The 22,224-nt window shown below is 71.9% G+C and carries 21 protein-coding genes; 6 read left to right on the forward strand and 15 right to left on the reverse strand.

Going from position 1 to position 22,224, the window contains the following annotated elements; translation table 11 throughout:
* Positions 1-79: 79 nt before the first annotated feature.
* The 7 genes from ADL15_RS56100 to metF all read right to left on the reverse strand — a co-directional run bounded on the left by ADL15_RS56100 (position 80) and on the right by metF (position 7,263).
* Positions 80-1,468, reverse strand: a complete 1,389-nt coding sequence (locus tag ADL15_RS56100; RefSeq protein WP_232344894.1) for an MFS transporter — start codon at positions 1,466-1,468, stop codon at positions 80-82.
* Positions 1,469-1,591: 123 nt separating this feature from the next.
* Positions 1,592-2,284: a hypothetical protein gene (locus tag ADL15_RS54725; RefSeq protein ID WP_198171258.1), complete on the reverse strand. Its 693-nt coding sequence runs from the start codon at positions 2,282-2,284 to the stop codon at positions 1,592-1,594.
* A 662-nt stretch (positions 2,285-2,946) separates the two neighbouring features.
* Complete coding sequence (locus ADL15_RS42440; protein ID WP_083972441.1) at positions 2,947-4,545, reverse strand: MFS transporter; 1,599 nt, start codon at positions 4,543-4,545, stop codon at positions 2,947-2,949.
* A gap of 50 nt (positions 4,546-4,595) precedes the next feature.
* A complete protein-coding gene (locus ADL15_RS42445) occupies positions 4,596-5,066 on the reverse strand; it encodes a MarR family winged helix-turn-helix transcriptional regulator (RefSeq protein WP_067704556.1) in 471 nt (156 codons plus the stop codon).
* A 97-nt stretch (positions 5,067-5,163) separates the two neighbouring features.
* Positions 5,164-5,601, reverse strand: coding sequence for an HNH endonuclease (locus tag ADL15_RS42450; protein WP_067704559.1), 438 nt, complete (start codon positions 5,599-5,601; stop codon positions 5,164-5,166).
* Between the two features lie 112 nt (positions 5,602-5,713).
* Entirely contained in the window at positions 5,714-6,343 is a 630-nt protein-coding gene (locus tag ADL15_RS42455) for a CDP-alcohol phosphatidyltransferase family protein (protein ID WP_083972442.1), read from the reverse strand.
* A complete protein-coding gene (gene metF, locus ADL15_RS42460; protein ID WP_067704565.1) occupies positions 6,340-7,263 on the reverse strand; it encodes a methylenetetrahydrofolate reductase [NAD(P)H] in 924 nt (307 codons plus the stop codon). Before metF ends, ADL15_RS42455 begins: the two co-directional genes overlap by 4 nt.
* A gap of 60 nt (positions 7,264-7,323) precedes the next feature.
* Between metF and ADL15_RS42465 the strand changes: the two genes are divergently transcribed.
* Positions 7,324-8,394 (forward strand): polyprenyl synthetase family protein, encoded by a 1,071-nt coding sequence (locus tag ADL15_RS42465; protein WP_067704569.1) that lies wholly within the window; start codon positions 7,324-7,326, stop codon positions 8,392-8,394.
* Here ADL15_RS42465 and ADL15_RS42470 read toward each other — a convergent pair.
* From ADL15_RS42470 to ADL15_RS42480, 3 genes are read right to left on the reverse strand one after another with little or no spacing between them, the layout of a single operon-like run.
* Positions 8,375-8,734 (reverse strand): lycopene cyclase domain-containing protein, encoded by a 360-nt coding sequence (locus ADL15_RS42470; RefSeq protein WP_067704573.1) that lies wholly within the window; start codon positions 8,732-8,734, stop codon positions 8,375-8,377. The genes ADL15_RS42465 and ADL15_RS42470 overlap by 20 nt on opposite strands.
* Positions 8,731-9,057, reverse strand: a complete 327-nt coding sequence (locus ADL15_RS42475) for a lycopene cyclase domain-containing protein (protein WP_067704576.1) — start codon at positions 9,055-9,057, stop codon at positions 8,731-8,733. Before ADL15_RS42475 ends, ADL15_RS42470 begins: the two co-directional genes overlap by 4 nt.
* Before the next feature lie 4 nt (positions 9,058-9,061).
* Positions 9,062-9,412: an Rv2175c family DNA-binding protein gene (locus ADL15_RS42480; protein WP_083972443.1), complete on the reverse strand. Its 351-nt coding sequence runs from the start codon at positions 9,410-9,412 to the stop codon at positions 9,062-9,064.
* A gap of 37 nt (positions 9,413-9,449) precedes the next feature.
* Between ADL15_RS42480 and ADL15_RS42485 the strand changes: the two genes are divergently transcribed.
* The 4 genes from ADL15_RS42485 to ADL15_RS42500 all read left to right on the forward strand — a co-directional run bounded on the left by ADL15_RS42485 (position 9,450) and on the right by ADL15_RS42500 (position 14,978).
* The gene (locus ADL15_RS42485) at positions 9,450-10,193 is read left to right on the forward strand and encodes a hypothetical protein (protein WP_067704577.1); all 744 of its coding nucleotides are present in this window, start codon (positions 9,450-9,452) and stop codon (positions 10,191-10,193) included.
* Between the two features lie 123 nt (positions 10,194-10,316).
* The gene (gene pknB, locus ADL15_RS42490; protein ID WP_067704580.1) at positions 10,317-12,323 is read left to right on the forward strand and encodes a Stk1 family PASTA domain-containing Ser/Thr kinase; all 2,007 of its coding nucleotides are present in this window, start codon (positions 10,317-10,319) and stop codon (positions 12,321-12,323) included.
* Positions 12,314-13,177 carry a deoxyribonuclease IV gene (locus ADL15_RS42495; protein ID WP_198171259.1) on the forward strand — a complete coding sequence of 288 codons (864 nt, stop codon included), beginning with the start codon at positions 12,314-12,316 and terminating at the stop codon, positions 13,175-13,177. Before pknB ends, ADL15_RS42495 begins: the two co-directional genes overlap by 10 nt.
* Before the next feature lie 121 nt (positions 13,178-13,298).
* Positions 13,299-14,978, forward strand: a complete 1,680-nt coding sequence (locus ADL15_RS42500; protein ID WP_067704583.1) for a LamG-like jellyroll fold domain-containing protein — start codon at positions 13,299-13,301, stop codon at positions 14,976-14,978.
* 61 nt (positions 14,979-15,039) lie between these two features.
* Here the strand turns inward: ADL15_RS42500 and ADL15_RS42505 are convergent, their stop codons facing one another.
* From ADL15_RS42505 to ADL15_RS42525, 5 genes are all read right to left on the reverse strand, one after another.
* On the reverse strand, positions 15,040-16,290 hold the full coding sequence (locus ADL15_RS42505) for an IPT/TIG domain-containing protein (RefSeq protein WP_157441955.1): 1,251 nt from the start codon (positions 16,288-16,290) through the stop codon (positions 15,040-15,042).
* Between the two features lie 14 nt (positions 16,291-16,304).
* Positions 16,305-17,741 carry an IPT/TIG domain-containing protein gene (locus tag ADL15_RS42510; protein ID WP_198171260.1) on the reverse strand — a complete coding sequence of 479 codons (1,437 nt, stop codon included), beginning with the start codon at positions 17,739-17,741 and terminating at the stop codon, positions 16,305-16,307.
* A gap of 115 nt (positions 17,742-17,856) precedes the next feature.
* Complete coding sequence (locus ADL15_RS42515; RefSeq protein WP_067704592.1) at positions 17,857-18,876, reverse strand: threonine aldolase family protein; 1,020 nt, start codon at positions 18,874-18,876, stop codon at positions 17,857-17,859.
* Positions 18,869-20,260, reverse strand: coding sequence for a class II 3-deoxy-7-phosphoheptulonate synthase (locus ADL15_RS42520; RefSeq protein WP_067704595.1), 1,392 nt, complete (start codon positions 20,258-20,260; stop codon positions 18,869-18,871). The genes ADL15_RS42515 and ADL15_RS42520 overlap by 8 nt, the downstream gene beginning before the upstream one ends.
* Before the next feature lie 60 nt (positions 20,261-20,320).
* Complete coding sequence (locus ADL15_RS42525) at positions 20,321-21,814, reverse strand: glycosyl hydrolase family 18 protein (protein ID WP_067704599.1); 1,494 nt, start codon at positions 21,812-21,814, stop codon at positions 20,321-20,323.
* Positions 21,815-21,986: 172 nt separating this feature from the next.
* Between ADL15_RS42525 and ADL15_RS54730 the strand changes: the two genes are divergently transcribed.
* Positions 21,987-22,223 (forward strand): hypothetical protein, encoded by a 237-nt coding sequence (locus tag ADL15_RS54730; RefSeq protein ID WP_067704602.1) that lies wholly within the window; start codon positions 21,987-21,989, stop codon positions 22,221-22,223.
* The last annotated feature ends 1 nt before the right edge of the window (position 22,224 follow it).

A 22,224-nucleotide genomic window follows, 5' to 3' on the forward strand; every position in this document is an offset into this window, starting at 1 on the left:
GGCCGCAGGCACGACCCCGGGCCGCAGGCACGACCCCGGGCCGCAGGCACGACCTCGGCCTGATTGAGAGCAGGTGGCTTCAACGGGCCGGGGCGGTGCGGCGGTGGGTGGAGGCTGCGGCGGCGGTCAGGGCCAGGGTGGCGCCGAGGAGCAGCGGCGGGCGGGCGCCCAGCTGGGCCAGGGCGGCGCCGAGCGGGATGGCCAGGGTGATCGGGCCGAACATGACCATGTTGCCGGTGGCGGCCACCCGGCCGAGGAGGTGATCGGGAGTGCTGGTCTGGATCACGGTGATTCCGGCGATCAGGGTCCAGGGCAGACCCAGGCCGGCCAGGACGCTACCGACGATCATCGCGGGCCACCACGGCAGCGACCAGGCGACACAGGCGACGGCGAACAGCGCCGCACCGAGCGCGGCGACCCGGGCCGCCGCGAGACGGGCGAGCAGCCGGCCCACCAGCAGTCCGCCGACGATCGACCCGGCGCCCTGCGCGCTGGAGAGAATGCCCAGGTGGGTGGCGGGATGGTGCAGGCCTTCGACGAGGTGGAGCAGCACCGCGGCGTTGGTCATGCCGGAGACCGCGATCGCCACGGCGGCGACCAGGACTGGCGTCCGCAACGGCTCCCGCCACAGAACCGTCAACCCGGCACGAACGCTGGTCCAGCCCAGAGTCACCGGCCGTTCGGCATCGGGGTCGGCGGGCGTGGCAGACGACTGCCGGGCTGCGCCGTCACTACCGTCGACCGGCTCGGAGCCGCCGCGGTCATCGGAGGCGAGTCGCGCGGCGCCGTCACGGGCTGAGGCGGGTATCCGCCCTGCGGACGGCGCATGAGGAGTCCCCTGCTCCATGGCTTCGGCATACGCGTCATCGGCCGGGGATGCCGGGTCAGACAGTTCCCGTCGCGGCCCGACAGCATCCGCGCCGACGGCGGGGCTTGGAAGGTGTGCCGGGTTGGGTGGGTGGAGAGGACTTGGAAGGTGTGCCGGGGTGGGTGGGTGGAGGTGGACCAGGGCGTACAGGAAGGCGGTGAGAAGCGGGAGGGCGGCGCAGACAAGGACCACCGCATGGGGGCCCTGCCAGGCGTAGAGGGCCGCGCCGGCCAGTGGGGCCAGAAGTTTCATGCCTTCCTGGGCGCTGGAACGCCAGCCGTTGACGTCCCCGAGCAGGCGCGGCGGCAGAGCGGCCGGGAGCAGAGCGGTCTCGCCCGCGTCGAGCAGGACGTAGCTGAATCCACGGACCAGCAACACCAGGTAGATCCAGCTCGCGTCGGGTGCCGCGAGCAGGGCCAGGATCGCGGCGCTGATCACCAGGTCGACCGTGATCACCAGGGGCCGGCGCGGGAACCTGTCGACCAGGGCACCGAGCCAGGGCGCGGCCAGCGCCGGTGCGTAGGTCCCGAGGCCCGCCAGCGCGGCCAGGCTCGCCGAACCGGTGAGGTCGAGGATCCACAGCCCCGCCGCGAGACTCATCGCGGTGCTGCCAAAACCGGAACAGAGGGAGATCAAGACGAACAACACGGCGTTCCGGCGCATGCGTCCACTCCAGAATTGAGTCAGGTGGACTCACATCCTGCGGAGTTGAGCGCCCTACTGTCAACCCGGCCTTGCCTCCTCAAACCTGGCACGCAGCCGGCCCACCGCGGCCCGCAGCGACACCGGAAGCCCCTGAGCTCGCCCACCGCGCGTCCCACCCGCCCCCGCGGGCCGCGCGGCCGAGCCCGCAGGCGACGCAGTCGAGCCGGCGGCCAGGTCCGCGGGCAGCTCGGCCGAGCCGGTGGGCATCGTGGGCGGGTGAGGGAGGGAGTGGGTGGACAGGTCGGCGAGGGCTTCGGCGACCAGGTCGTAGAGAGCGCCGGGTGGGGCGTCCGGAGCGGCTGACAAGGTTTCGCGGACCAGGGCGGCGCGGGGGAAGCGGGCATCCCAGCGGCGGTCGGCGCCGATGCGCAGGTACAGGTCGACGGCGGATTTGCGCAGGGCGGCCAGGGTCTCGCCGTAGCCCTGATCGAGCTCGGCCCGCTGCGGCCGGGAGTCACGCTCGGCTGCCTGCGCCAGGCGGTGCCTACGTTGCTCCGCCGCCTGACGGCTGGACAGACCCAACGCCGCGGCGATCGCCGGCCAGGTGGCTCCGGAGCGCCTGGCTCGGTCGATCAGCGCCAGCTCGTCGGCGTCGAGCTGTGCCCGCCGCGCCTGGATCTCACGGAGCTCCGTAAGGCCAGACCCTCCGCCATGCCGCTTGAACGCCTCCGCCGCGGCACCGGATGACTTGTCATCGGACTGCGCGGTCACGGGCTCGGCACCTTGAGCGGCAGGTTCCGACGAAGCGAAGCCATGGTGAGTGGACACCAGGCCAGGCTATCAAATGTCAATGTTCTGTTGACATCACTGAAGGCGCTGCGGGTTCGCAGTCATAGCGCCCGCGGAGGTCAGCGAACAACAACGAGCCGCAACGGCCGCGAGCGACCGACCACGCCCGCACGGGACAGCGGCCCGCACGGGACAGCGGCCCGCACGGGACAGCGTGACCGCACGGAACAGCGGCCCGCGTGGCGGCGGGCGAAGGCGTTATGTCGGCAGCCTTCGGCCTACCCGCCCCGGCCGTTGGAGGGCGGTGCGGGTCCGCGATGACCGATTGCGTGCGCGCACAGCCCACAGGGGGCGGGGCGCGCACGCACTGTCGGATCGCGGCCTGCCACCGCCCTTGCCTGGGCGGGAATCGCACGCATCACCCGATCGCGGGCAGTTGCCGCCCCGCGCCCCGGCCCCTCGCGGACTCCTACCGCCCCGCGAGTGCGAAGTGCGGGACCCCACCGCCCCATGAACGCCCAGCGAGTGCCTCTGCCGCCCTGCTGGCGCGGTGCGTGTGCCCCCACCGCCCCACCGATCTCGGGCCGCGCTGCGACGGAGCGCTCGGGAGATGCGGGTGCGGACCGCGCCCCAACTTCACACGCTCACTTGCCCGGCTCAGCAGCCGCGGGCGGCCTGGAGGCGCTCGGGGCCGAACCAGAACCGACAGAGCCGGAGGCAACCGAAGCAGACGCGGCGGCACCAGGAACGGCCCGGACCGGAGCAGAGACGGCTGGAGCAGAGGCCGCCGAATCAGTAACAGCCCGGACCACAGCAGAGGAGGCAGCGGCAGGGGCAGCGGCGCCAGGAACGGGCGGGGTGGGCGGCGGCTGGCGGAGGGCGGTGGCGGTGATCAGGGCGGCGGCCGCCACGAAAGCGGCGCCCACCAGGAAAGCCGAGCTGTACCCGTCCCGCAGCGCCAGCGGCTCCGCCACACCGGCGGCCAGACGGGAGGATGTGCGGCTGGCGGCGACCGCGGCCAGGACCGCCAGGCCCAGCGCCGCGCCGGCCTGCTGTGCGGTGTTGTTCAGGCCGGACACCAGGCCGGTGTCCTCGGAGGACGCGCCGGCCATGGCCAGCATCATGATCGCCGGGACGGTGATGCCGACGCCCAGGCCCATGATGATCAGAGCGGGCAGCAGGTCGACCACATATGACGGAGCCGCCGGAATCCGGGAGAGCAGCGCCAGCCCGGCCGCGAGCAGCAGCAGGCCGGTCAGCAGCACCCGGCGCGGGCCGAAGCGAGCGGTCAGCCGGGCCGCCACGACGAGGGACACCAGGCCGATGACGATCGGGGTGGGCAGGAAGCCCAGACCGGTCCGCAGCGTGTCGAAGCCCATCACCCGCTGCAGGAAGAGCGTGTTCACGAACTGGAAGCCCATCCCGGCCGCCATGATCAGCACCATGGTGGCGCTCGCGGCCAGCAGCCACGGGCGGCGGAGCAGGCGGAGCGGGATGAGCGGTTCGGGCGCCTTTCCCTGTCGTACCAGAAAAAGGACGACGAGCAGGAACGCGCCCGCGGCCAGGGACCAAGCAGGAGCCGGCGAGGTCGGCTCGCCGACCGCGACGATGGCATAAACGCCGAGCGACAGACCCGCGGTGATCAGCAGCGCACCGAGGACGTCGACCCGACCGGCGAAGCGGTCACCGTCAAGAATGAACCGGCGGCCGAAGAACCAGGCGGCCACCCCGAACGGGACGTTGATCAGGAAGATCGCGGGCCAGCCGGCCAGATCGGTGAGCACGCCGCCGGCCACGAAGCCGATCGCCGCGCCGCCGGCCTGGGTGAAGCTGAAGATGCCCATGGCACGGGCCTGCGGGCCGGGTTCCGGGAAGAGCCGGACGATCATGCCGAGGATGACGGCGGAGGCCAGCGCCCCGCCGGCACCCTGCACGAAGCGGCCGGCGACCAGCAGGCCGGCGTTCGGGGCGACGCCGCAGAGCAGGCTGGCCGCGGTGAAGACGGTCAGGCCGGTCAGGAAGACCCGGCGGGCGCCGAGGAGATCACCGAGCCGGCCGGCGAGCAGCAGCAGGCCGGCGAAGGCGACCAGGTAGCCGTTGACCACCCAGGCGACGCCGGCCGGGGTGAAGCCGAGATCCCGCTGAATGGCGGGGATGGCCACGGCGACGATGGTGCTGTCCAGAACGATCATCAGCGCGACGGTGCAGAGCACGGCCAGCGTTGCGCCACGGGAAGGACTCATGATCCGACCGTAGCAGATAATCCGGAAGCGGACTATCTTGAAGGGACCTATCAAGCACCACGCGGCCGGCGGACCGCATGCGGACCGGCGACCTCGTCGCGAGAAAGCGCCAGCGCGCCGAGCAGATCGAGGAAGACCGCGCGTGACTCCGCCGGGAAGGCCGCCAGCGCGTCCCCGTGCACCCGGTCCACGATCCGCTGGCCCTCTTCGGCGGCCAGCCGGCCCTTCTCGGTGACCGCGATGATCCGGGCACGCCGGTCGGTGGCCGACGCCCGGCGCTCGGCCAGGCCGCGTTTCTCCAGCTCGTCGACGGTCCCGACCATGGTGGTCTTGTCCAGGCCGGCGAGCGCGGCGAGCTGGATCTGGGTGCGGTCCTCCTCCAGCGCGTGGATCAGCACGCACTGCGTCCGGGGTGTCAGGTCGACCTCGGCGAGCGCGGCGGCGAGCCGGTTGGTCAGCGCGTGACCGGCCTCGTTGAGCAGGCGGCTGACGTCGAGCTGGGTGCGTTCCGGAGCGGACATGGAACAAGGCTATCTCCGGATCGTCCAGTAGCGGACGATCCGGAGATAGCCGAGGGGCGACCGGCGAATCCCCGTGTTAACCCGCCGGCCCCCGGTATCAGGCGAAAGACACCCAGGCCGGCGCGTACGGCGTCACGCGCAGCGGCATGCGGGCTTCCGCGGGCGTACGGTCGCCCTTGCGGTTGTTGCATCGGCCGCAAGCCGCGACGGTGTTGAGCCATTCGTTGCCGCCACCGCGCGAGCGGGGGAAAACGTGGTCGATGGTGGTGGCCGGGGCCCCGCAGTAGGCGCAGGTCCGCTTGTCGCGCGCCAGCACGCCGGTGCGGGACCAGCCCGGGCCACGGCCGAACCGCCAGCGGGTCACCACGTAACTGACCAGCCGGACCACGGTGGGCACCGGGAAGACACCGATGGTCGCGTCCGGCTGCGCCTCGTGCACGACCGCCACCTGACGGAACAGCATCCGGATCGCGTGCCGGAGGCTGACCCGGTGCAGCGGCCCGCAGTCGGCGTTCAGAACCAGAACCGCGCTCATTGGGGTTTCACCTCCGTCAACTCTATTTTCATCCCGAATCAGCAGGTCAGATGGCGTTCCTGCTGAGAAAGAAAATAGGCGCGGCATCGACGCCCGACAACCGAATAAACGGTCAGCGCAGGGCGCGGCGGACCGCCACCGACAATTGCGCCAGACCGGCGAATTGCAGCGCGAGCCAGAGCGCGACGGGCAGCCACGGCCGGTCGATCACGGTGATCAGAACCAGTCCGAGGCCGGCGATCAGGGCACGGGTCGGCCGCTCCCCGACGGTCACCACGCCGATCTCCGACATCCCGGCGGCCGAGGCGCGGGCCCGCACGTACTCGTGCAGCCAGCTGGCCGCGCCGGCCGCGGTCACCAGCCAGCCCGGGGCGCCGGCGACCCAGAACGCGGCGAGCCAGGCCAGCTCGCCGATCCGGTCGGCGACCGAGTCGTACACAAATCCGATTTTTGTCACGCGATCGGTGATCACCGCGACCGCGCCGTCGAGGCCGTCGGCGGCCGCCGCCACCAGGATCAGGAACGCGGCGAGGAGCAGGCTGCCGCGGGCCGCGAACGGCACCGCGACACAGACCAGCAGACCGATAGTGGTCACCGTCATCGGCGACACCCGGCGGCGGCCGAGCCACACCCCGACGGTGTACGCGGTGAGCACCCACCCCCGCACCACCGGCGACGCCCGCCGAGGGTCGAACCCGCCGTGCAGCCCGGACCAGGCCTCGGCGTAGTCGTCCCAGGTCACGCGGCTGCGGCGACGTCCGACGGGGCCAGCCGCTGCCAGACCTCACGGGTCGCGGTCGAGCGGTTCATGGTGATGAAGTGAATGCCCGGCACCCCCTCGTCGAGCAGCCGCGCGCACATCTCCGAGCAGACCTCGACGCCCAGCTCCCGCACCGCGGACTCGTCGCCGGCGACCCGGTCGAAACGGCGCAGCAGCTCCGGCGGGAACGGCGCACCGGAGAGCTGACTGGACCGCGCGATGGTGGCCATCCGGGTCACCGGCATCACCCCGGCCACGATCGGGGTGTCGCAGCCGGCCGCCGCCACCCGGTCGCGCAGCCGCAGGTAGTCCTCGGCGTCGAAGAACATCTGGGTGATCGCGTAGTCGGCACCGGCCCGGCACTTGCGGATCAGGTTGAGCGTGTCGCTCTCGACGTCGGCCGAGCGGGGATGTTTGTACGGGAACGCCGCCACCCCGACGCTGAAGTCCCCCGACTCGCGGATCAGCCGGACCAGGTCCTCGGCGTAGCGCACGCCCTCGGGGTGCCGCACCCACTCGCCCATCGGGTCGCCCGGCGGGTCGCCGCGCAGCGCCAGCACGTTGCGGATGCCGGCCCCGGCCAGCCGCCCGATCACGTTGCGCAGCTCGGCGACCGAGTGGTCGACCGCGGTGAGGTGGGCCATCGCCAGCAGGGTGGTCTCGGTGGCCACCCGCTCGGTGACCGCGACGGTGGTCTCCCGGGTGGTGCCGCCCGCGCCGTAGGTGATCGACACGAAGCTCGGCCGCAACGACTCCAGCTCACGGATCGCCTGCCAGAGCAGCCGCTCGCCGTCCGGGGTCTTGGGTGGGAAGAACTCGAACGAGAACGTCGGCGCCGCGCCGCGGATCAGCTCGCCGATCGCCGGGGTGCCGGGCAGCTTGGAGGGAAGTCCGAGAGACACACCGGAACTCTACCGGGCCGGTCTGCGGGCCGACCTTCTCGAACAAGTAGCGTCGCGGGTGTGACGAACTCCCCGCTCGAACTGGCCGGGCTGCGGCCGCGTGTCGACAAGGCGCTGACCGTGTTCCTGGCCGGGCAGCGCGACCGGCTGCTGGCGATCGATCCGGCGCTGGCCGACGTGTCCGGCACAGTGTCCGAGTTCGTGCTGGGCGGCGGGAAGCGGCTGCGGCCGGCGTTCGCGTACTGGGGTTTCCGCGGTGCCGGCGGCACCGACTCGGAGGAGGTCGTCGCGGCGGTCGCGGCGCTGGAGCTGGTGCAGGCCAGCGCGCTGATCCACGACGACCTGATGGACCGGTCGGACACCCGGCGCGGGGAGCCGTCGGTGCACCGCCGGTTCGAGAAGCTGCACGCCGGCGCGGGCTGGCGGGGCAGCGCGGCCGGGTTCGGCGACTGCGCCGCGGTGCTGCTCGGCGACCTGGCGCTGGTCTGGTCGGACGAGCTGCTGCACCGCTCCGGCATGCCGTGGGCCGATCTGGCGCGGGCCCGGCCGGTCTTCGACGACATGCGCACCGAGGTCACCGTCGGTCAGTACCTGGACGTGCTCACCCAGGCGACCGGGGACACCTCACTGGAGCGGGCCGGCAAGGTCGCCCGGTACAAGTCGGCGAAGTACACCGTCGAGCGGCCGCTGCTGCTCGGCGCGGCGCTGGCCGGGGCCGGTCCGGAGGTGTCGGACGCGTACACCGGGTTCGGGCTGCCGCTGGGCGAGGCGTTCCAGCTGCGCGACGACGTGCTCGGGGTGTTCGGCGACCCGGCGCAGACCGGCAAGCCGGCCGGGGACGACCTGCGGGAGGGCAAGCGGACGTACCTGGTGGCCGCCGCGTTCGGCGCGCTCGGCGAGGCCGGGCGGGCCGAGCTGGACGCGGCGCTCGGCGATCCGGCGCTGGACGACGCCGGGGTGGAGCGGCTGCGCGTGCTGATCCGGGACAGCGGGGCCCTGGCGGCGACCGAGGCGCGGATCGGCGAGCTGATGACCGGGTCGCTGGCCGCGCTGGCCGCGGCGCCGATCGACGAGGAGGCGCGGGACGCGCTGCGCCGGCTCGCCGACGCGGCTACCCGCCGTTCCGTCTGAGTCTCCTCAGCAGCCGGCTGCCCTCACCAGCCGCCGGGGTGCGCTGGATGCCGCGCCGGCCCAGCGCCACCCAGATCGACAGCGTGAGCAGCACCAGCGCGAACCCGAACAGCAGGTCCTCGACCGGCGCGTAGACCAGCCGCCAGCCGATGATCGCGTCCGGGTCGTACCGGACGATGTTCCGGCCGGTGAGGATGCCGTTCGAGATCAGCTGGAACGTGAAGATGATCGGGTAGGTCGCCCAGAACACCCGGCGGGTGACCAGCCGGGTCCGCAGGATCAGCAGGTCGACGAGCACCGCGGCGACGACGCCGAGCAGCGCCGCCGTGGTGTAACTCACTCGTCGCCGGCCGGGCGTCGCAGCACCGCCCGCACCGCCTCGAAGCCGAGAATGGCACAAATCGGCACGACCAGGAAGAACAGCACCTCGTCCAGCGGCAGGCCGCCACCCAGGAAGATCCCGGTGATCTGCGCCGGGTCGAAGGTCCAGTGCCCGGCGGCGATCGCGGCCAGGTCCCAGAGGACGAACACGACCGCCACCGGCAGCACGGTCAGCAGCAGCCGGCGCCACCGCCGGAGCACGTTGACCCGCAGGATCGGCTCCAGCCAGAGGGCGCCGGCCAGGCATCCGGCGAGCACGGCGACGTACGCCAGATGCCGCATCGGCTCAGAAACCCAGCGCCTGTGCGCGCCGCTTGACCTCACGGGCCTGCCAGGTGCCGAGCGCGGCCGCCGCGCTGCCGCCGACCTCCGGGTCGGCCGCGTACAGCCACCGGAACGCCTCTTCGTCGTTGTACCCGGCGTCGCGGAGCACGGTCAGCACACCGGGCAGATGCTGCCGGACGGTGTCGTTGGCGATCAGCTCCTCGGGCACCAGACGGATCCCGTCACGGCGCACGGACAGCAGGTCACCGTCCTTGATCATCTGGTGCACCTTGCTGATCGAGACGCCGAGCTTCTCGGACACGTCCGGCAGGTTGATCCATCCGGTCGGTTCGGTGATGACAGGTTCGCTCACGCCGTACAGCGTGCCAGACCAGAACGGAGAACAGTTGATGAGCCTGTGGCGAAGGATCCGCGCCGAGCTGCGCGGTGCCTGGCGTTCGGTCAAGTACGACCTGGGCCGGCGCCCGGCCGAGCACACCGACGGGCCGGACGTCACCTCGACCGGGCTGAGCACGTTCCCCGGCTCGCTGATGGAGTGGCGCACCGTGCCACCGGAGACGGACGCTCGGCCACCACGGCGATTTGTCGCTGTTGCGGCGTTCTGTCTCGTGGCGCTGGTCGGCGCGATCGGGTCGTACCTCGTGGTCACCCGCAGCCTGAGCGCGGCCTTCACCGAGGAGCCGTCGGCCGTGGCCGCCGCCGAACCGGAAGTGGACGCGGCACCCACCACGGCCGCCGCGCCTGCCGTGAAAAAGACGACAAAAGCCACCGCCGAAGCCCCACCGGTCACCCCGGCCACCGGCGGCCCCACCTCGCGGATGGGATCACCCGCCGGCCCGCGCACCACCGCGCCCCGGGCCACCGCGCACCGGACCGCCTCGCCGGACGAGCACCCACGACCGAGGACGACCACTCCCCCGTGTGACTGCGTCACCCCGCCGGTGCCCACGCCGACCGCACCGTCCCCGGCCGGCAGCGACCCGGACCCGGGCAGCCCGGCGCCGAGCGGCCCGGACGGCTCCACCTCGCCCGCGGAGCCCAGCGCCTCGGCCGATCCCGGGCCGGACGACACCCCCGACGACGCACCCGGTGAGCGACGACACCGTCACCGGCAATGGCAGCGGGCCGGATAAAACCGGAATGTGGGACCGACCCTCGGCGAATCGGTGCAGGTCATCACCGTTCAGGTACCCGTTTGGACTCAGCTGTGACATCCTGGGTCACCCCCACCGGAAAGACACATACACTTCACGCCGATGGACACCACAGTCGCCGATACGTTGATCGGCACAACGATTGACGGGCGCTACCGGATCACCGGTCGCGTGGCCCGTGGTGGCATGGCAACGGTGTACCGGGCCACCGACGAGCGACTCGGGCGTCCCGTCGCACTGAAGATCATCCACCCCTCCCAGGCTACGAACGTCCACTTCGTCGACAGGTTCACCGACGAGGCGAAGACGATCGCCCGGCTGACCCATCCGAACGTCGTGGCCGTTTACGACCAGGGTCGTCACGAGGGCCTGCCCTACCTGGTGATGGAGTTCGTGCAGGGCCGCACCCTGCGTGACCTGCTGGCCCAGCGCAAGCGGCTGAGTCCGGTGGAGGCGCTGGCGATCCTCGAGCAGATGCTCGCCGCGATCGCCGCCGCGCACCGCGCCGGGCTGGTCCACCGCGACGTCAAGCCGGAGAACGTGCTGGTCGCCGAGGCGCCCAGCGGCGGCACCAGCGACCTGGTGGACGCGGTGGTCAAGGTCGCCGACTTCGGTCTGGCGCGGGCCATCGAGGCGAGCACCGTCGACGAGTCCGGCCAGCTGATGGCGACCGTGGCCTACGTCGCGCCGGAGCTGGTGCAGGCCGGCCAGGCCGACGCGCGCACCGACGTCTACTCGGCCGGCATCGTGCTCTTCGAGATGCTCACCGGCCGGGTGCCGTACGACGCCAAGGACCCGGTCGAGGTCGCCTGGCAGCACGTCGACAACGACGTGCCGGCCCCGTCGTCGCTCGCCCCCGGCCTGCCGCGGGCCCTCGACGACCTGGTCGCCCGGGCCACCCGCCGCAACCCGAGCGAGCGCCCGACCGACGCCGGCCGGCTGCTCACCGAGGTCCAGGCGGTCCGCGACACGCTGGGTACCGCGGCCAACGTGGAGACCGCGCTGCTGCGCCCGGTCCCCGGCCGGCCCGGTGTCACCGACGCCACCACGATCGTCCCCACCGTGCCGTCCGCGGACGCCACCGCGCTGGTCCCGCCGGTCCCCGGTGGTTATCAGCAGCACGGCGCCGGCCAGCGCCCGTCCTGGGCGCGGCTGCCCGAGCAGGGTGGTGGCGCGCGGCCCACGTCGTACGGGCGGTCCATGCCCGAACCCCGCCGGGAGGGCTTCTTCGCCGACCGGCGCCGGGTCACCCTGACCGCGCTGATCGCGCTGATGGCCGTGGTCGTGCTGGGCAGCACCTGGTGGCTGACCCTGGGCCGGTACACCGACGCGCCGAGCCTGGTGAACCTGCCCAAGGCGCAGGCCGAGGCGACCGCCAAGGACGCCGGCTTCGGTGTCCTCTACGCCGACGCGGGCGCCTACAGCGACACGGTCGCCAAGGACTCGGTGGTCAGCCAGAACCCGGCGCCCGGCGAGAGCGTGGTGAAGGGCGAGACACTGACCCTGATCCTGTCCCTCGGTCCCGAGGTGCACGCGGTCCCGGACCTGGGCGGCCAGGAGGCGGCGAACGCGAAGGGCTCCCTCGAGGAGCTCAACCTGAAATACAAGGAAGGCAAGGGCCAGTACAGCGACACCGTGCCGGAAGGCGTGGTGATCTCCACCAGCCCGAAGGCCGGCACCGAGCTCAAGCCCGGCGACACGGTCACCGTGGTGCTGAGCAAGGGTCGCGCGCCGATCACCGTGCCCAACCTGGTCGGGTTGAACATCAACGAGGCCCGCGGCAAGCTGCAGGCGCTCGGTCTGACCGCGTTGGAACGCTCGAAGGACAGCGACCAGCCGACCGACCAGGTGCTCGCGCAGACGCCGAAACCGGGCTCCGGGGTGGAGAAGAACGCCGAGATCACCCTCGACGTCAGCAAGGGCCCGCCGCTGGTCACCGTGCCCGCCGTGACCCAGCAGCCGTGCCAGCAGGCGAAGGCCACGCTGGAGGGCGCCGGCCTGACCGTGCAGATCGGCGGCCTCAACCCGAACGGCACCGTGTTCGCGCAGAACCCGCAGCCGAACGCGCAGGTCGCCCCGCAGTCACCGGTGCAGTTGCAGTGCTTCTAGACCGCCGGATCGGGTCGCACACGAAGACGTCGGGTGGGCTGGCCAAGGCCGCCCTCCCGTACGTCGACGCGGCGGGCTCGGAAACGCTGCAGGTGTACGTGTCCAACTCGCGTGGCTGGGCGCTGCCGGCCGGTGACCCGAAGCAGGACGTGCTGTTCCGCGACGGCATCGGCGAGCGCGAGATGCCCGCCTACATCCACGCGTCGCTGCTGGTGAACCTCGGTTCGCCGACCGAGCTGACGGTGGAGCGCTCGATCGCCACGCTGGAGCACGCGCTGCGGCGGGGCAAGGCGATCGGCGCGACCGCGGTGGTCTACCACGCCGGCAGCTCGGTCGACGAGGCGCACGCCGAGAAGGCCATGCACCAGCTGCACGAGCAGCTGCTGCCGCTGCTCGAGACGGCCGCCGCCGAGGGTCTGCCGCGGCTGCTGGTCGAGCCGAGCGCCGGGGGTGGCCGCAGCCTGGCCTCCAAGGTCCAGGACCTGGAGGCCTACCTGGCCGCCGTCGACGGGCACCCCTGGCTGGGCGTCTGCTTCGACACCTGCCACGCCTGGGCGGCCGGTCACGACCTGGCCACCCCGGGCGGGATGACCGCGACACTCGACGCGCTGGTCACCGCGGCCGGCCCGGGCCGGTTGCAGCTGATCCACGCGAACGACTCGAAGGACGACTGCGGGTCGACCCGGGACCGGCACGAGACGATCGGCGCCGGCAAGATCGGTTCGGCGCCGTTCGCCGAGCTGTTCCAGCACCCGGCCACCGCCGGGGTGCCGATCATCGTGGAGACCCCGTCGGTCGAGCACGAGGGTCACGCGGCCGACATCGCGCTGCTCAAGGGCCTGCGGAAGGTCTGACAACAGCTCCGTTCGGTGATCTTGAAGTGACCGGACGGGGGTTGGCCGGACCGCTGTTCGTCGCGTTACCTCGTGGGAGCCTGGGGCCCGTCCCCGGCGGGACCGAGGGAGGCCGGCGAAGGTGGATGGCGCGCGCGGACCGGGGATCGACACTCCGGCCGGCTACACCCGGCTGCGCCGGATCGGCGCGGGTGCCGAGGCGGACGTCTTCCAGGCCTGGGAGGAGCACGCCCAGGAGTGGGTGGTGCTGCGGATCTTCCACGGCTACGTGTCCGGCCGCCGCCAGGAGGCCGACTTCGCCGATCGGTACGAGTCGGCCGCCCGGCTCGGCGCCCACCCGGGCATCGTCGGGGTCCGTTCCGGCGGGGTGACCGCTACTGGTCGCGCCTGGCTGGCCACCGACCTGGTCCGGGGCGGCACCCTGGCCGACGCGTTGCGGTCCGGCCCGTTCCCACCCGAACGGGCGCTCGCCCTGGCCGCGGTCCTGGCCGACGCGCTGGCCTGGGCGCACGCGACACCGGTGACGCACGGGCGGCTGGATGCCGACCACGTGCTGCTGGCCGCGGACGGGCAGCCGATGCTGACCGGTTTTGCCCTCGCCGCGGCCGAGCAGTCGCCGCGCGCCGACGTGTCCGCGCTGGCCGTGCTGCTGGTGCACCTGCTGACCGGGCGGCCCGGTACCACGACACCGGAGCTGGCCCGGTATCCCGGGCTGTCCGCCGTACCAGGTCTGATCAGGTTGCTCGCCGACGGGCAGGTGCCGGGATCGGCCGCCGAGTTCGCGTACCGTCTCCGCGACATCGCCGCCCGCCTGCAGCAACCCGCGCTGTCCGCCCCGTCCGGCGCCTACCCGGCTCTCACCGCGCCGTCCGCGACGTCCGCCCGCCTCACGGTCCCGACCGCGACGCATCGCGCGCCGACCCAGGAAAATCCGCTTCTGTACGCCCGGAAGCGCCCGGCCACCGGCCGCCGCCGCGCCGGCCTCACCGCCGTCGGGCTGGTCGTGGCGGTCGCCGGCACCGTCGGCGCGGTCCACCTCGCCTCGGGTGGCACCGCGACGCCCAGTGCGCTGCCCGCCACCGCGCCCGCCACCGGAACCGGCGGCGCGGCGGTCACCCCGACCTGCCCGCCGGCCACCACCGAGGTCGCCGACGGGAGCCGCCCGGCCACCCTGTGGTGGCCGTTCGACGAGGGCACCGGCACTGTCGGCTGCGACGCCGCCGGCAGTGACACCGCCACGCTGAGCGCCGGCGCGGGCTGGCGCACGGTCGCACCCACCGCGCTGCGGCTGACCGCGGACACCGCCGACAGTTACGCCTCCGGCTCCGCGCCCGCGATCCGCACCGACCAGAGTTTCACCGTGATGGCCCGGGTCTTCCTGACCGACACCGACGCCACGCACGGCGTGCTGTCCCAGCCCGGCTCGACGAGCAGCGGTTTCATCCTCAAGTACGAGAAGCGGACCGACTCCTGGCGGCTGATCATGCCGCGCACCGACGTCGTGTCGCCGGTGGTGGACGGCCCGTCCTCGACCACCAGACCGGTGGTCGGCGCCTGGACCCACCTGGCCGCGGTCTACGACGCCGGCGCGCGGCAGATCACCCTCTACGTCGACGGCACCGCCGAGGACACCGTCGCGCACCCGCAGTCCTGGAACGCCACCGGCCCGGTGCAGGTCGCCCGCTCCTGGTACGACGGCGCCTGGACCGACCGCTTCGCCGGCGCGATCGCCGACGTGCGGGCGTACCAGGAGGTCGTGCGGGCCGCGGAGATCGACACCATCGCGAACCTGTCACGCTGAGAAAGGGGTGGCCGAAGATCGGCCACCCCTCGTCGTGCTGCGCCGCCGCCGCGGCGGGCCGTCAGTTGTCGGTGTAGCTGAACGCCGCCGCGCCGGTGAACCGGCTGGCCTTGCCGGAACCGGAGGTGAAGCTGACCCAGACCGGCCCGGCCGCGGTGGCCGGCGGCGCGACGCAGGCGAACGTCGTCGTCGCACCGGCGCCCTGCTTCAGGCAGACCGCCTCGTTCTCGCCGAACATGATGCCGGTCGAGTCGCCGATGCTCGTGCCGGCCACCTTGACGGTGACCTTGACCCCGCCGGCCAGCGTGGAGGTGTTCGCCGAGAGGGCGGTCACCACCGGCACGACCGACACGGTGGCCTCCGCGCCGACGATGCCGTCCCGGGCGACCGCGACCTGCGCGGTGTCCGCCGCGCTGGCCCCGGTGACGATCTTCAGGTGGGTGGCGTCGACGTAGGTCGCGCTGAACGCCCGCTTGTCCACCAGCACGGTGAGCTTCTGGGTGGCGAACTCCTTGGCGGAGTCGCCCAGCGTCCCGTCGGTGACGGTCAGGACCAGCGGTCCGCCGCTGGCCTTGAACGCCGGCTCGTCGCTGACGTCGACACCGAGCGGGGTCGCGTAGGTGACGCTGGTCTTGGCGCCGGCCTCGCTGCTGCCGCCGTCGGTCTTGATCGTCACCGCGGCGGCGCCGGCCACCCCGGCCGGGGCGATGGCGGTGATCCGGGTGCCGGAGAGCACGGTGAACGAGGTCGCCGCGGTGTCGCCGAAGGTGACCGCGTCCGGGTCGTCGGGGTCGACGGCGAGGAAGCCCGCGCCGTTGATCGTCACGAGCGCGCCGCCGGCCGCGCTGACCTTGGCGGGCGCCACCGTCGCGACGGTCGGGCGGTACGCCACCAGCGTGGTCGACTCGGTCTGGGCGACACCCTTGACGAACAGCTGGATCGACACCGCGGCGGCCTTGGAGTACGACGGCGCGATGACCTTGAGGTGGGTCTCGTCCACCCAGGCGATCTTGGCGGCGGTGCCACCGACCTTGGCGGTGATCTTCAGGGCGCCGAACGCGGCCGCCGTGGCGCCCACCGTGCCGCCGCCGACGGTCACCGGGATGACCGTGCCACCGGCCAGCTTGGCCGAGACCTTGTCCTCGAACTCCACGGTCAGCGCGTCGCTGTCGGCGAGCACCGACACCGTGCCGGACGGGAGGACCCGGGCCGGCGCCGCGAAGGCACTGCCGGCCGCCGACACGCCGCCGACCACGACCACGGCCGCCACGGCGATACCGGCGGCACGACGGGACTTCTTCGAGTACGTCATGACCTTCTCCATCGTCAGTCGAGGTCCGTGTAGCTGAACGTGGCAGCAGCGCTGTACCGGCTCGCGGCACCGCTACCCGAGGTGAAGCGCACCTGCACCGGACCGGCATCGGTCGCCGACGGGACGGTGCAGACGTACGTCACGGTCGCGCTGGCGCTGCCCTTCTGGCAGGTCGCCGCGTTCGAACCGAAGGTGAAGTCGGTCGCGGTGGCGGCGCCCAGGCCGGCCACCTTGACCTGGATGCTCTTGCCACCGGTGATCGGTGAGGCGATCAGCGAGAGAGCGGTCACCACCGGCGCGATCGGCACGGTCACCGCCGGTCCGGGGACGACACCCTGCAACAGGCGCACCTCGGCCGACTCCGCGTTCGAGGCCGGCACGGTGACCCGCAGGTGGGTGGCGTCCACGTAGGTCGGGGTGAGCTTGGTCTTGCCGAGCAGCAGGGTGATCTGCGCGGCGGCGAAGTCCTTGGTGCTGTCGCCGAGCGAGCCGCCGGTGACGGCCAGCACGTGCGTGCCGCCGCCGGCCCGGAGGAACTGGTCGTCGGCGATGTCGACGGCGAGCGGTCCGCGGTAGCTGAGCAGCGGCCCGTCGTCCGCGCTGGACGCGTCCGGCGTGGTCACCTTGACCACCGCGGTCCCGATGGTGCTGGTGGCCGGCACGACGGCCGTGATCAGGGTTCCGGAGGTGACCTCGAAGGAGGTCGCCGGGACGCCGCCGATGGTGACCGCGTCGGCGTTCGTCTCGTCCACGCTGAGGAAGCCGGCTCCAGCGATCTTGATGGTGTCGCCGCCCACGACGTTGGCCGCGGTCGGCGCGGTCGAGCTGACCCAGGGGAAGACGTTGACCACCGAGGTGGACGGGGTGCCGGCGTAACCGTCGTGGTTGAACTGGATGACGGCCGGGCCGGTCTTCATCGACACCGGGGTGACCACCTTGACGTGCGTCTCGTCCACCCATTTGACCTTCGCGGCCAGGCCGCCGACGGTCGCGGTGATCTTCATGGACGCGAACGCGGTCGCCGACACGCCGACCGAGCCCCCGCCGACCTCGACCGGGATCTCGGTGCCGCCGATCGCCTTGGCCGCGACACTGTCGAAGGTGGCGGTCAGCAGCATCCGGTACCCGAACTTCGGGGCGGAGCGGCTGGTGCCGCCGCTGGTCTTCACCGTGATCACGACGGTGCCGGTGCCCGGCGGGCTGACCGCGATCATCTTGGTGTCGGAGACGACCTCGATCCGGGTCGCCGGGATCACCCCGAAGAGGACCGACTCGAGGTCGGTGGTGTCGACCTTCTTGAAGCCCGTCCCCAGCAGGACGACAGCGGTGCCGCCCTCGGTCTCGCCCACCGTCGGCGAGCTGCTGGAGATCGTGGGTGCCGTCGAGACAACGGCCTGGAAGGCTCCGGTCGCCGAGAAGGCCGCGGCCGGCTCGGCAAGGGTCACTGCCACGCTGCCGGCTACGACAACAGCGGTGGCCGCGAATGCGGTAGTGGCCCTGCGGGCCCGAGAAGTCTTCGCCATCACGAAGGATTCATCGGGACCGCCGGGCCACGCCTGTGGGAAATTACGAGAGCAGAACGGTTAGCACCGAGGTCGCCTCGTCGATGTCCGCGTCGTCCACGTCCAGGTGCACCACCAGGCGGGCCAGGCGGGGCAGCATCGCCGCGATCAGCACACCGCGCTCGGCCGCCGCGGCGGCCAGCTCGACGGCGTCCAGCGGGGACTTGGTCAGGTCGAGCGGCACCAGGTTGGTCCGTACCTTGGCCGGGTCGACCACACCGAGCGGCGCCAGCCCCTCGGCGAGCCGGCGGGCCCGGGCGTGGTCCTCGGCGAGCCGCTCCACGTGGTGGTCCAGGGCGTACCGGCCGGCGGCGGCCAGGATGCCGGACTGCCGCATGCCCCCGCCCATCCGCTTGCGGATCACCCGGGCCCGGGCGATGTGCTCCCGGCTGCCCACCACGAGCGAGCCGACCGGGGCGCCGAGGCCCTTGGACAGGCACACCGCGAGGGTGTCGAAGAGCGCGCCGTAGCTGGCCAGCGGCACTCCGTCGGCGACGTGCGCGTGCCAGATCCGGGCGCCGTCGCAGTGCAGCGCGACCCGGTTGGCGTCGGCGACCGCGCGCAGGTCCCGCAGGGTGGCCAGCGGGATCACCCCGCCGCCGCCCAGGTTGTGGGTCTGCTCGACGGCGATCGCCGCGGTCGGCACCGACGGGAAGCCGGCCGGGCGGATCATGTCGGCGATCCGGTCCACGTTCAGCGTGGCGCCGGTCGACCCCCAGGTCCGGGTGGAGATCCCGCCGAGCAGCGCGGCCGCGCCGAGCTCGTACGTCACCACGTGCGCGTCCGCACCGGCGAGCAGCTCACCGCCGGGCGGGGCGATCAGCTGCAGGGCGATCTGGTTGGCCATCGTGCCGGACGGGGCGAACAGCGCCGCCTCGTGCCCGAACAGGTCGGCGACGTGCCGCTCCAGCGCGTTGACCGTCGGGTCGTCGCCGAACACGTCGTCGCCCACCTCGGCGGACGCCATCGCCTCGCGCATCGCCGGGGTGGGCCGGGTGACGGTGTCGGATCGCAGATCAACCACGGAGCATCTCCGCCACCAGGAAGGCCAGTTCCAGACTCTGCTGGGTGTTCAGGCGGGGGTCACAGGCGGTCTCGTACCGGTCGGGCAGGTCGAGGTCCTCGATGCCCTGTGCGCCGCCGAGGCACTCGGTGACGTCCTCGCCGGTCAGTTCGATGTGGATGCCACCCGGGTGGGTGCCGAGGCCGCGGTGCACCTCGAAGTAGCCGAGCACCTCGTCGACGATCCGGTCGAAGTGCCGGGTCTTGTACCCGTTCGAGGACTCGTGGGTGTTGCCGTGCATCGGGTCGCACTGCCAGACCACCTTGGCGCCGGTGGCGTGCACCTTCTCCACGATCGGCGGGAGCGCGTCGCGCACCTTGCCGTTGCCCATCCGGCTGATCAGGGTGAGCCGGCCCGGGATGTTCTCCGGGTTGAGCTTCTCGCACAGCTCGATCGCGGTCTCCGGGCTGGTGGACGGGCCCAGCTTCACACCGATCGGGTTGGCGATCCGGCTGATGAAGTCGATGTGCGCGTGGTCGAGCTGACGGGTGCGCTCGCCGATCCAGAGGAAGTGGCCGGAGAGCCCGTACGCCTTGTCGCCGGAGACCCGGGTGAGCGCCCGGTCGTACTCCAGTGCCAGGGCCTCGTGCGAACAGTACAGGCTGACCGTACGCAGGGCCTCGGCGTCGGTCATCCCGCAGGCGCGGATGAAGTCCAGCGCCCGGTCGATCTCGCGGGCGATCGCCTCGTAGCGCTCGCCGGCCGGCGAGGCCCGGACGAAGTCCTTGTTCCAGTCGTGCAGCCCGTGCAGGTCGGCGAGGCCACCGGCCAGGTACGCCCGGAGCATGTTCATCGCGGCCGCGGAGTTCGCGTACGCCCGGATCATCCGCTGCGGGTCGGACACCCGGGCCGCGTCATCCGGGTCCAGCGAGTTGATCATGTCGCCGCGGTAGGCCGCCAGCCCGAGCGAGTCGGTCAGCGACGACCGGGGCTTGGTGTACTGACCGGCCACCCGGGCCACCTTGACCACCGGCATCGACGCGCCGTACGTCAGCACCACCGCCATCTGCAGCAGCGTGCGCGCGTTGGCGAGCAGGTGACTCTCGGTGTTGTCGGCGAACGTCTCGGCGCAGTCGCCGCCCTGGAGCAGGAACGCCTTGCCCTCGCACACCTCGGCGAGCCGGGCGCGGAGCTGGTCGACCTCGTACGGCGCGACGATCGACGGGACGTTCTCCAGGACCTTGCAGACCGAGGCGACCTCACCCATGTCCGGCCAGGGGGGCATCTGCACCCTGGGCAGGTCCCGCCAGCGATCGAGGCCCAGGGCCTCGTCCTCGGCGGAGTCGGTGGACGGGCGGGAGGTCGCCACTCCCGGATGACTGAGCTGGTGCCACTCACGGCGCATGGTAAGAGCCTACGAAAACGGGGCACCGGGCCTGGACCCGGTGCCCCGCATTCTCAAAATTTACAGGTTGCCCTTGATGGCGCTGATCAGCTCACCGTTGCTGGTGTCGCCGGAGAACTCCCAGAAGAACGCGCCGCCGAGACCCTGGTTCTTGGCGTAGGTCATCTTGCCGGCGATCGTCGACGGGGTGTCGTAGCTCCACCAGTTGGTGCCGCAGTACGCGTACGCGGTGCCGGCCACCGTGCCGTTGGCCGGGCAGCTGGACTTGAGGACCTTGTAGTCCTCGATGCCCGCCTCGTACGTGCCGGGAGCGGCGCCGGTCGCGCTGCCACCCGGAGCGGCCTGCTTGACCCCGGTCCAGCCGCGGCCGTAGAAGCCGATGCCGAGCAGGATCTTGCTGGCCGGAACGCCCTTGCTCTTCAGCTTCTGAATCGCGGCGTCCGAGTAGAACCCGGCCTGCGGGATACCGGTGTACGAGGTCAGCGGCGAGTGCGGGGCGGTCGGGCCCTGCGCGGCGAACGCGCCGAAGTAGTCGTACGTCATCGGGAAGACCAGGTTCAGCTTCGCGATGCCGGAGGCGTAGTCGGCGACGTCGAGCTTGCCGCCGTTGGAGCCGTCCGCGGAGATGGCCGAGGTGATCAGGAAGCTCGAGCCGAATTTGGTGCGCAGCGCCGAGATCACCTTGTTGTACGAGTCCGGGCCGCTCGCGTCGCAGCTCAGGCCACAGGCGTTCGGGTACTCCCAGTCCACGTCGATGCCGTCGAAGACATCGGACCAGCGGGAGTCCTTGACCAGGTTGTAGCAGGAGTTCGCGAACGCAGTCGGGTTCGCGGCGGCCTGGGTGAAGCCACCGGACCAGGTCCAGCCACCGAACGACCAGATGATCTTGATGTTCGGGTACTGCTTCTTCAGCTTGCGCAGCTGGTTGAACGAGCCGCGCAGCGCGCCCGCGTCCCAGGTGTCGGCGACGCCGTCGACGCTCTCGGCCGCGGAGTACGCGCGGTCGTAGTCGGCGTACGAGTCACCGATCGAGCACTGGCCGCCGGTGGTGTTGCCGAAAGCGTACAGGATGTGCGTGAGCTTCGCGGCCGAACCCGAGGTGACCAGGTTCTTGACGTGGTAGTTGCGGCCGTACACGCCCCACTCGGCGAAGTAGCCGACGACGTTCTTGCCCGCGGTCCCCGGCGGCGTCGTGGTCGGCGCCGTGGTCGGGGTGGTGGTCGGCGGCGTCGTGGTGGGCGCCGTCGTCGGGGTGGTGGTGGGCGGGGTGGTGGTCGGAGCGGTGGTCGGGGTGGTCGTACCGCCACACACGCCGCTGTCGATCCAGACGTCCCAGGCACCACTGTGGGTGGCCGGGGACTCGTTCTGGGTCCACCACTTGGCGGTGTAGTTGTGGCCACTCTGTGAGGCGGTGTTGTCCTTCACATAGGTGGCCGTGGCAGACCAGGCGGTGGCACACGCGGTCGCGGCGTTCGCCTGCACGAGCGGGACCGAGGCGGAGGCCCCGATCACGACCGCGCTGACGAGCAGCGCCCGGCGGAGGGTTTTGCCCACTACGGTCTCCTCAGTTTTATTTAAGAAACTTTCCAGAGGGAGGGATGCAGAGACCGTAGTCACATCGATTAACAACAGTCAAGCGAGGTGAACAGCTTTAAGGTCTCTTTAACAGACGCTTGGGCGCAAACACGGCGTGCATTCAACCCACCACACCCAGTAGTCTTCGGTCATGACCATCTTCGACGTCAGCATTGACGCCCCCACCGGTGGCGTGACCGATTTGGACCGCCACCGCGGCCCGGTCCCGCCGGTGGTCAATGTGGCCTCGCACCACGGACCGACCCCGCGGTCCGGCACCCAGTCTGCCCACCGGCAGCCCGGCCCCGCCGCGGAAATCGACGTTTCCGAGCCGGCCGGGCCCGGTGGCGAGCCGGTCCCGGCCGTCGTGCGGCCGCTGCCCCGCTGAG

Origin of the sequence: Actinoplanes awajinensis subsp. mycoplanecinus (assembly GCF_001509495.1) — a bacterium.
Taxonomy (GTDB): Bacteria; Actinomycetota; Actinomycetes; order Mycobacteriales; family Micromonosporaceae; genus Actinoplanes; species Actinoplanes palleronii.

What these genes read in the sequence shown, in the direction of transcription:
- ADL15_RS56100 (WP_232344894.1), bottom strand. Translation starts at nt 1,468, where the DNA reads ATGAGTCTCGCGGCGGGGCTGTGGATCCTCGACCTCACCGGTTCGGCG.
- ADL15_RS42440 (WP_083972441.1), bottom strand. Translation starts at nt 4,545, where the DNA reads ATGAGTCCTTCCCGTGGCGCAACGCTGGCCGTGCTCTGCACCGTCGCG.
- ADL15_RS42445 (WP_067704556.1), bottom strand. Translation starts at nt 5,066, where the DNA reads ATGTCCGCTCCGGAACGCACCCAGCTCGACGTCAGCCGCCTGCTCAAC.
- ADL15_RS42450 (WP_067704559.1), bottom strand. Translation starts at nt 5,601, where the DNA reads ATGAGCGCGGTTCTGGTTCTGAACGCCGACTGCGGGCCGCTGCACCGG.
- ADL15_RS42475 (WP_067704576.1), bottom strand. Translation starts at nt 9,057, where the DNA reads ATGCGGCATCTGGCGTACGTCGCCGTGCTCGCCGGATGCCTGGCCGGC.
- ADL15_RS42485 (WP_067704577.1), top strand. Translation starts at nt 9,450, where the DNA reads ATGAGCCTGTGGCGAAGGATCCGCGCCGAGCTGCGCGGTGCCTGGCGT.
- pknB (WP_067704580.1), top strand. Translation starts at nt 10,317, where the DNA reads ATGGACACCACAGTCGCCGATACGTTGATCGGCACAACGATTGACGGG.
- ADL15_RS42505 (WP_157441955.1), bottom strand. Translation starts at nt 16,290, where the DNA reads ATGACGTACTCGAAGAAGTCCCGTCGTGCCGCCGGTATCGCCGTGGCG.
- ADL15_RS42520 (WP_067704595.1), bottom strand. Translation starts at nt 20,260, where the DNA reads ATGCGCCGTGAGTGGCACCAGCTCAGTCATCCGGGAGTGGCGACCTCC.
- ADL15_RS54730 (WP_067704602.1), top strand. Translation starts at nt 21,987, where the DNA reads ATGACCATCTTCGACGTCAGCATTGACGCCCCCACCGGTGGCGTGACC.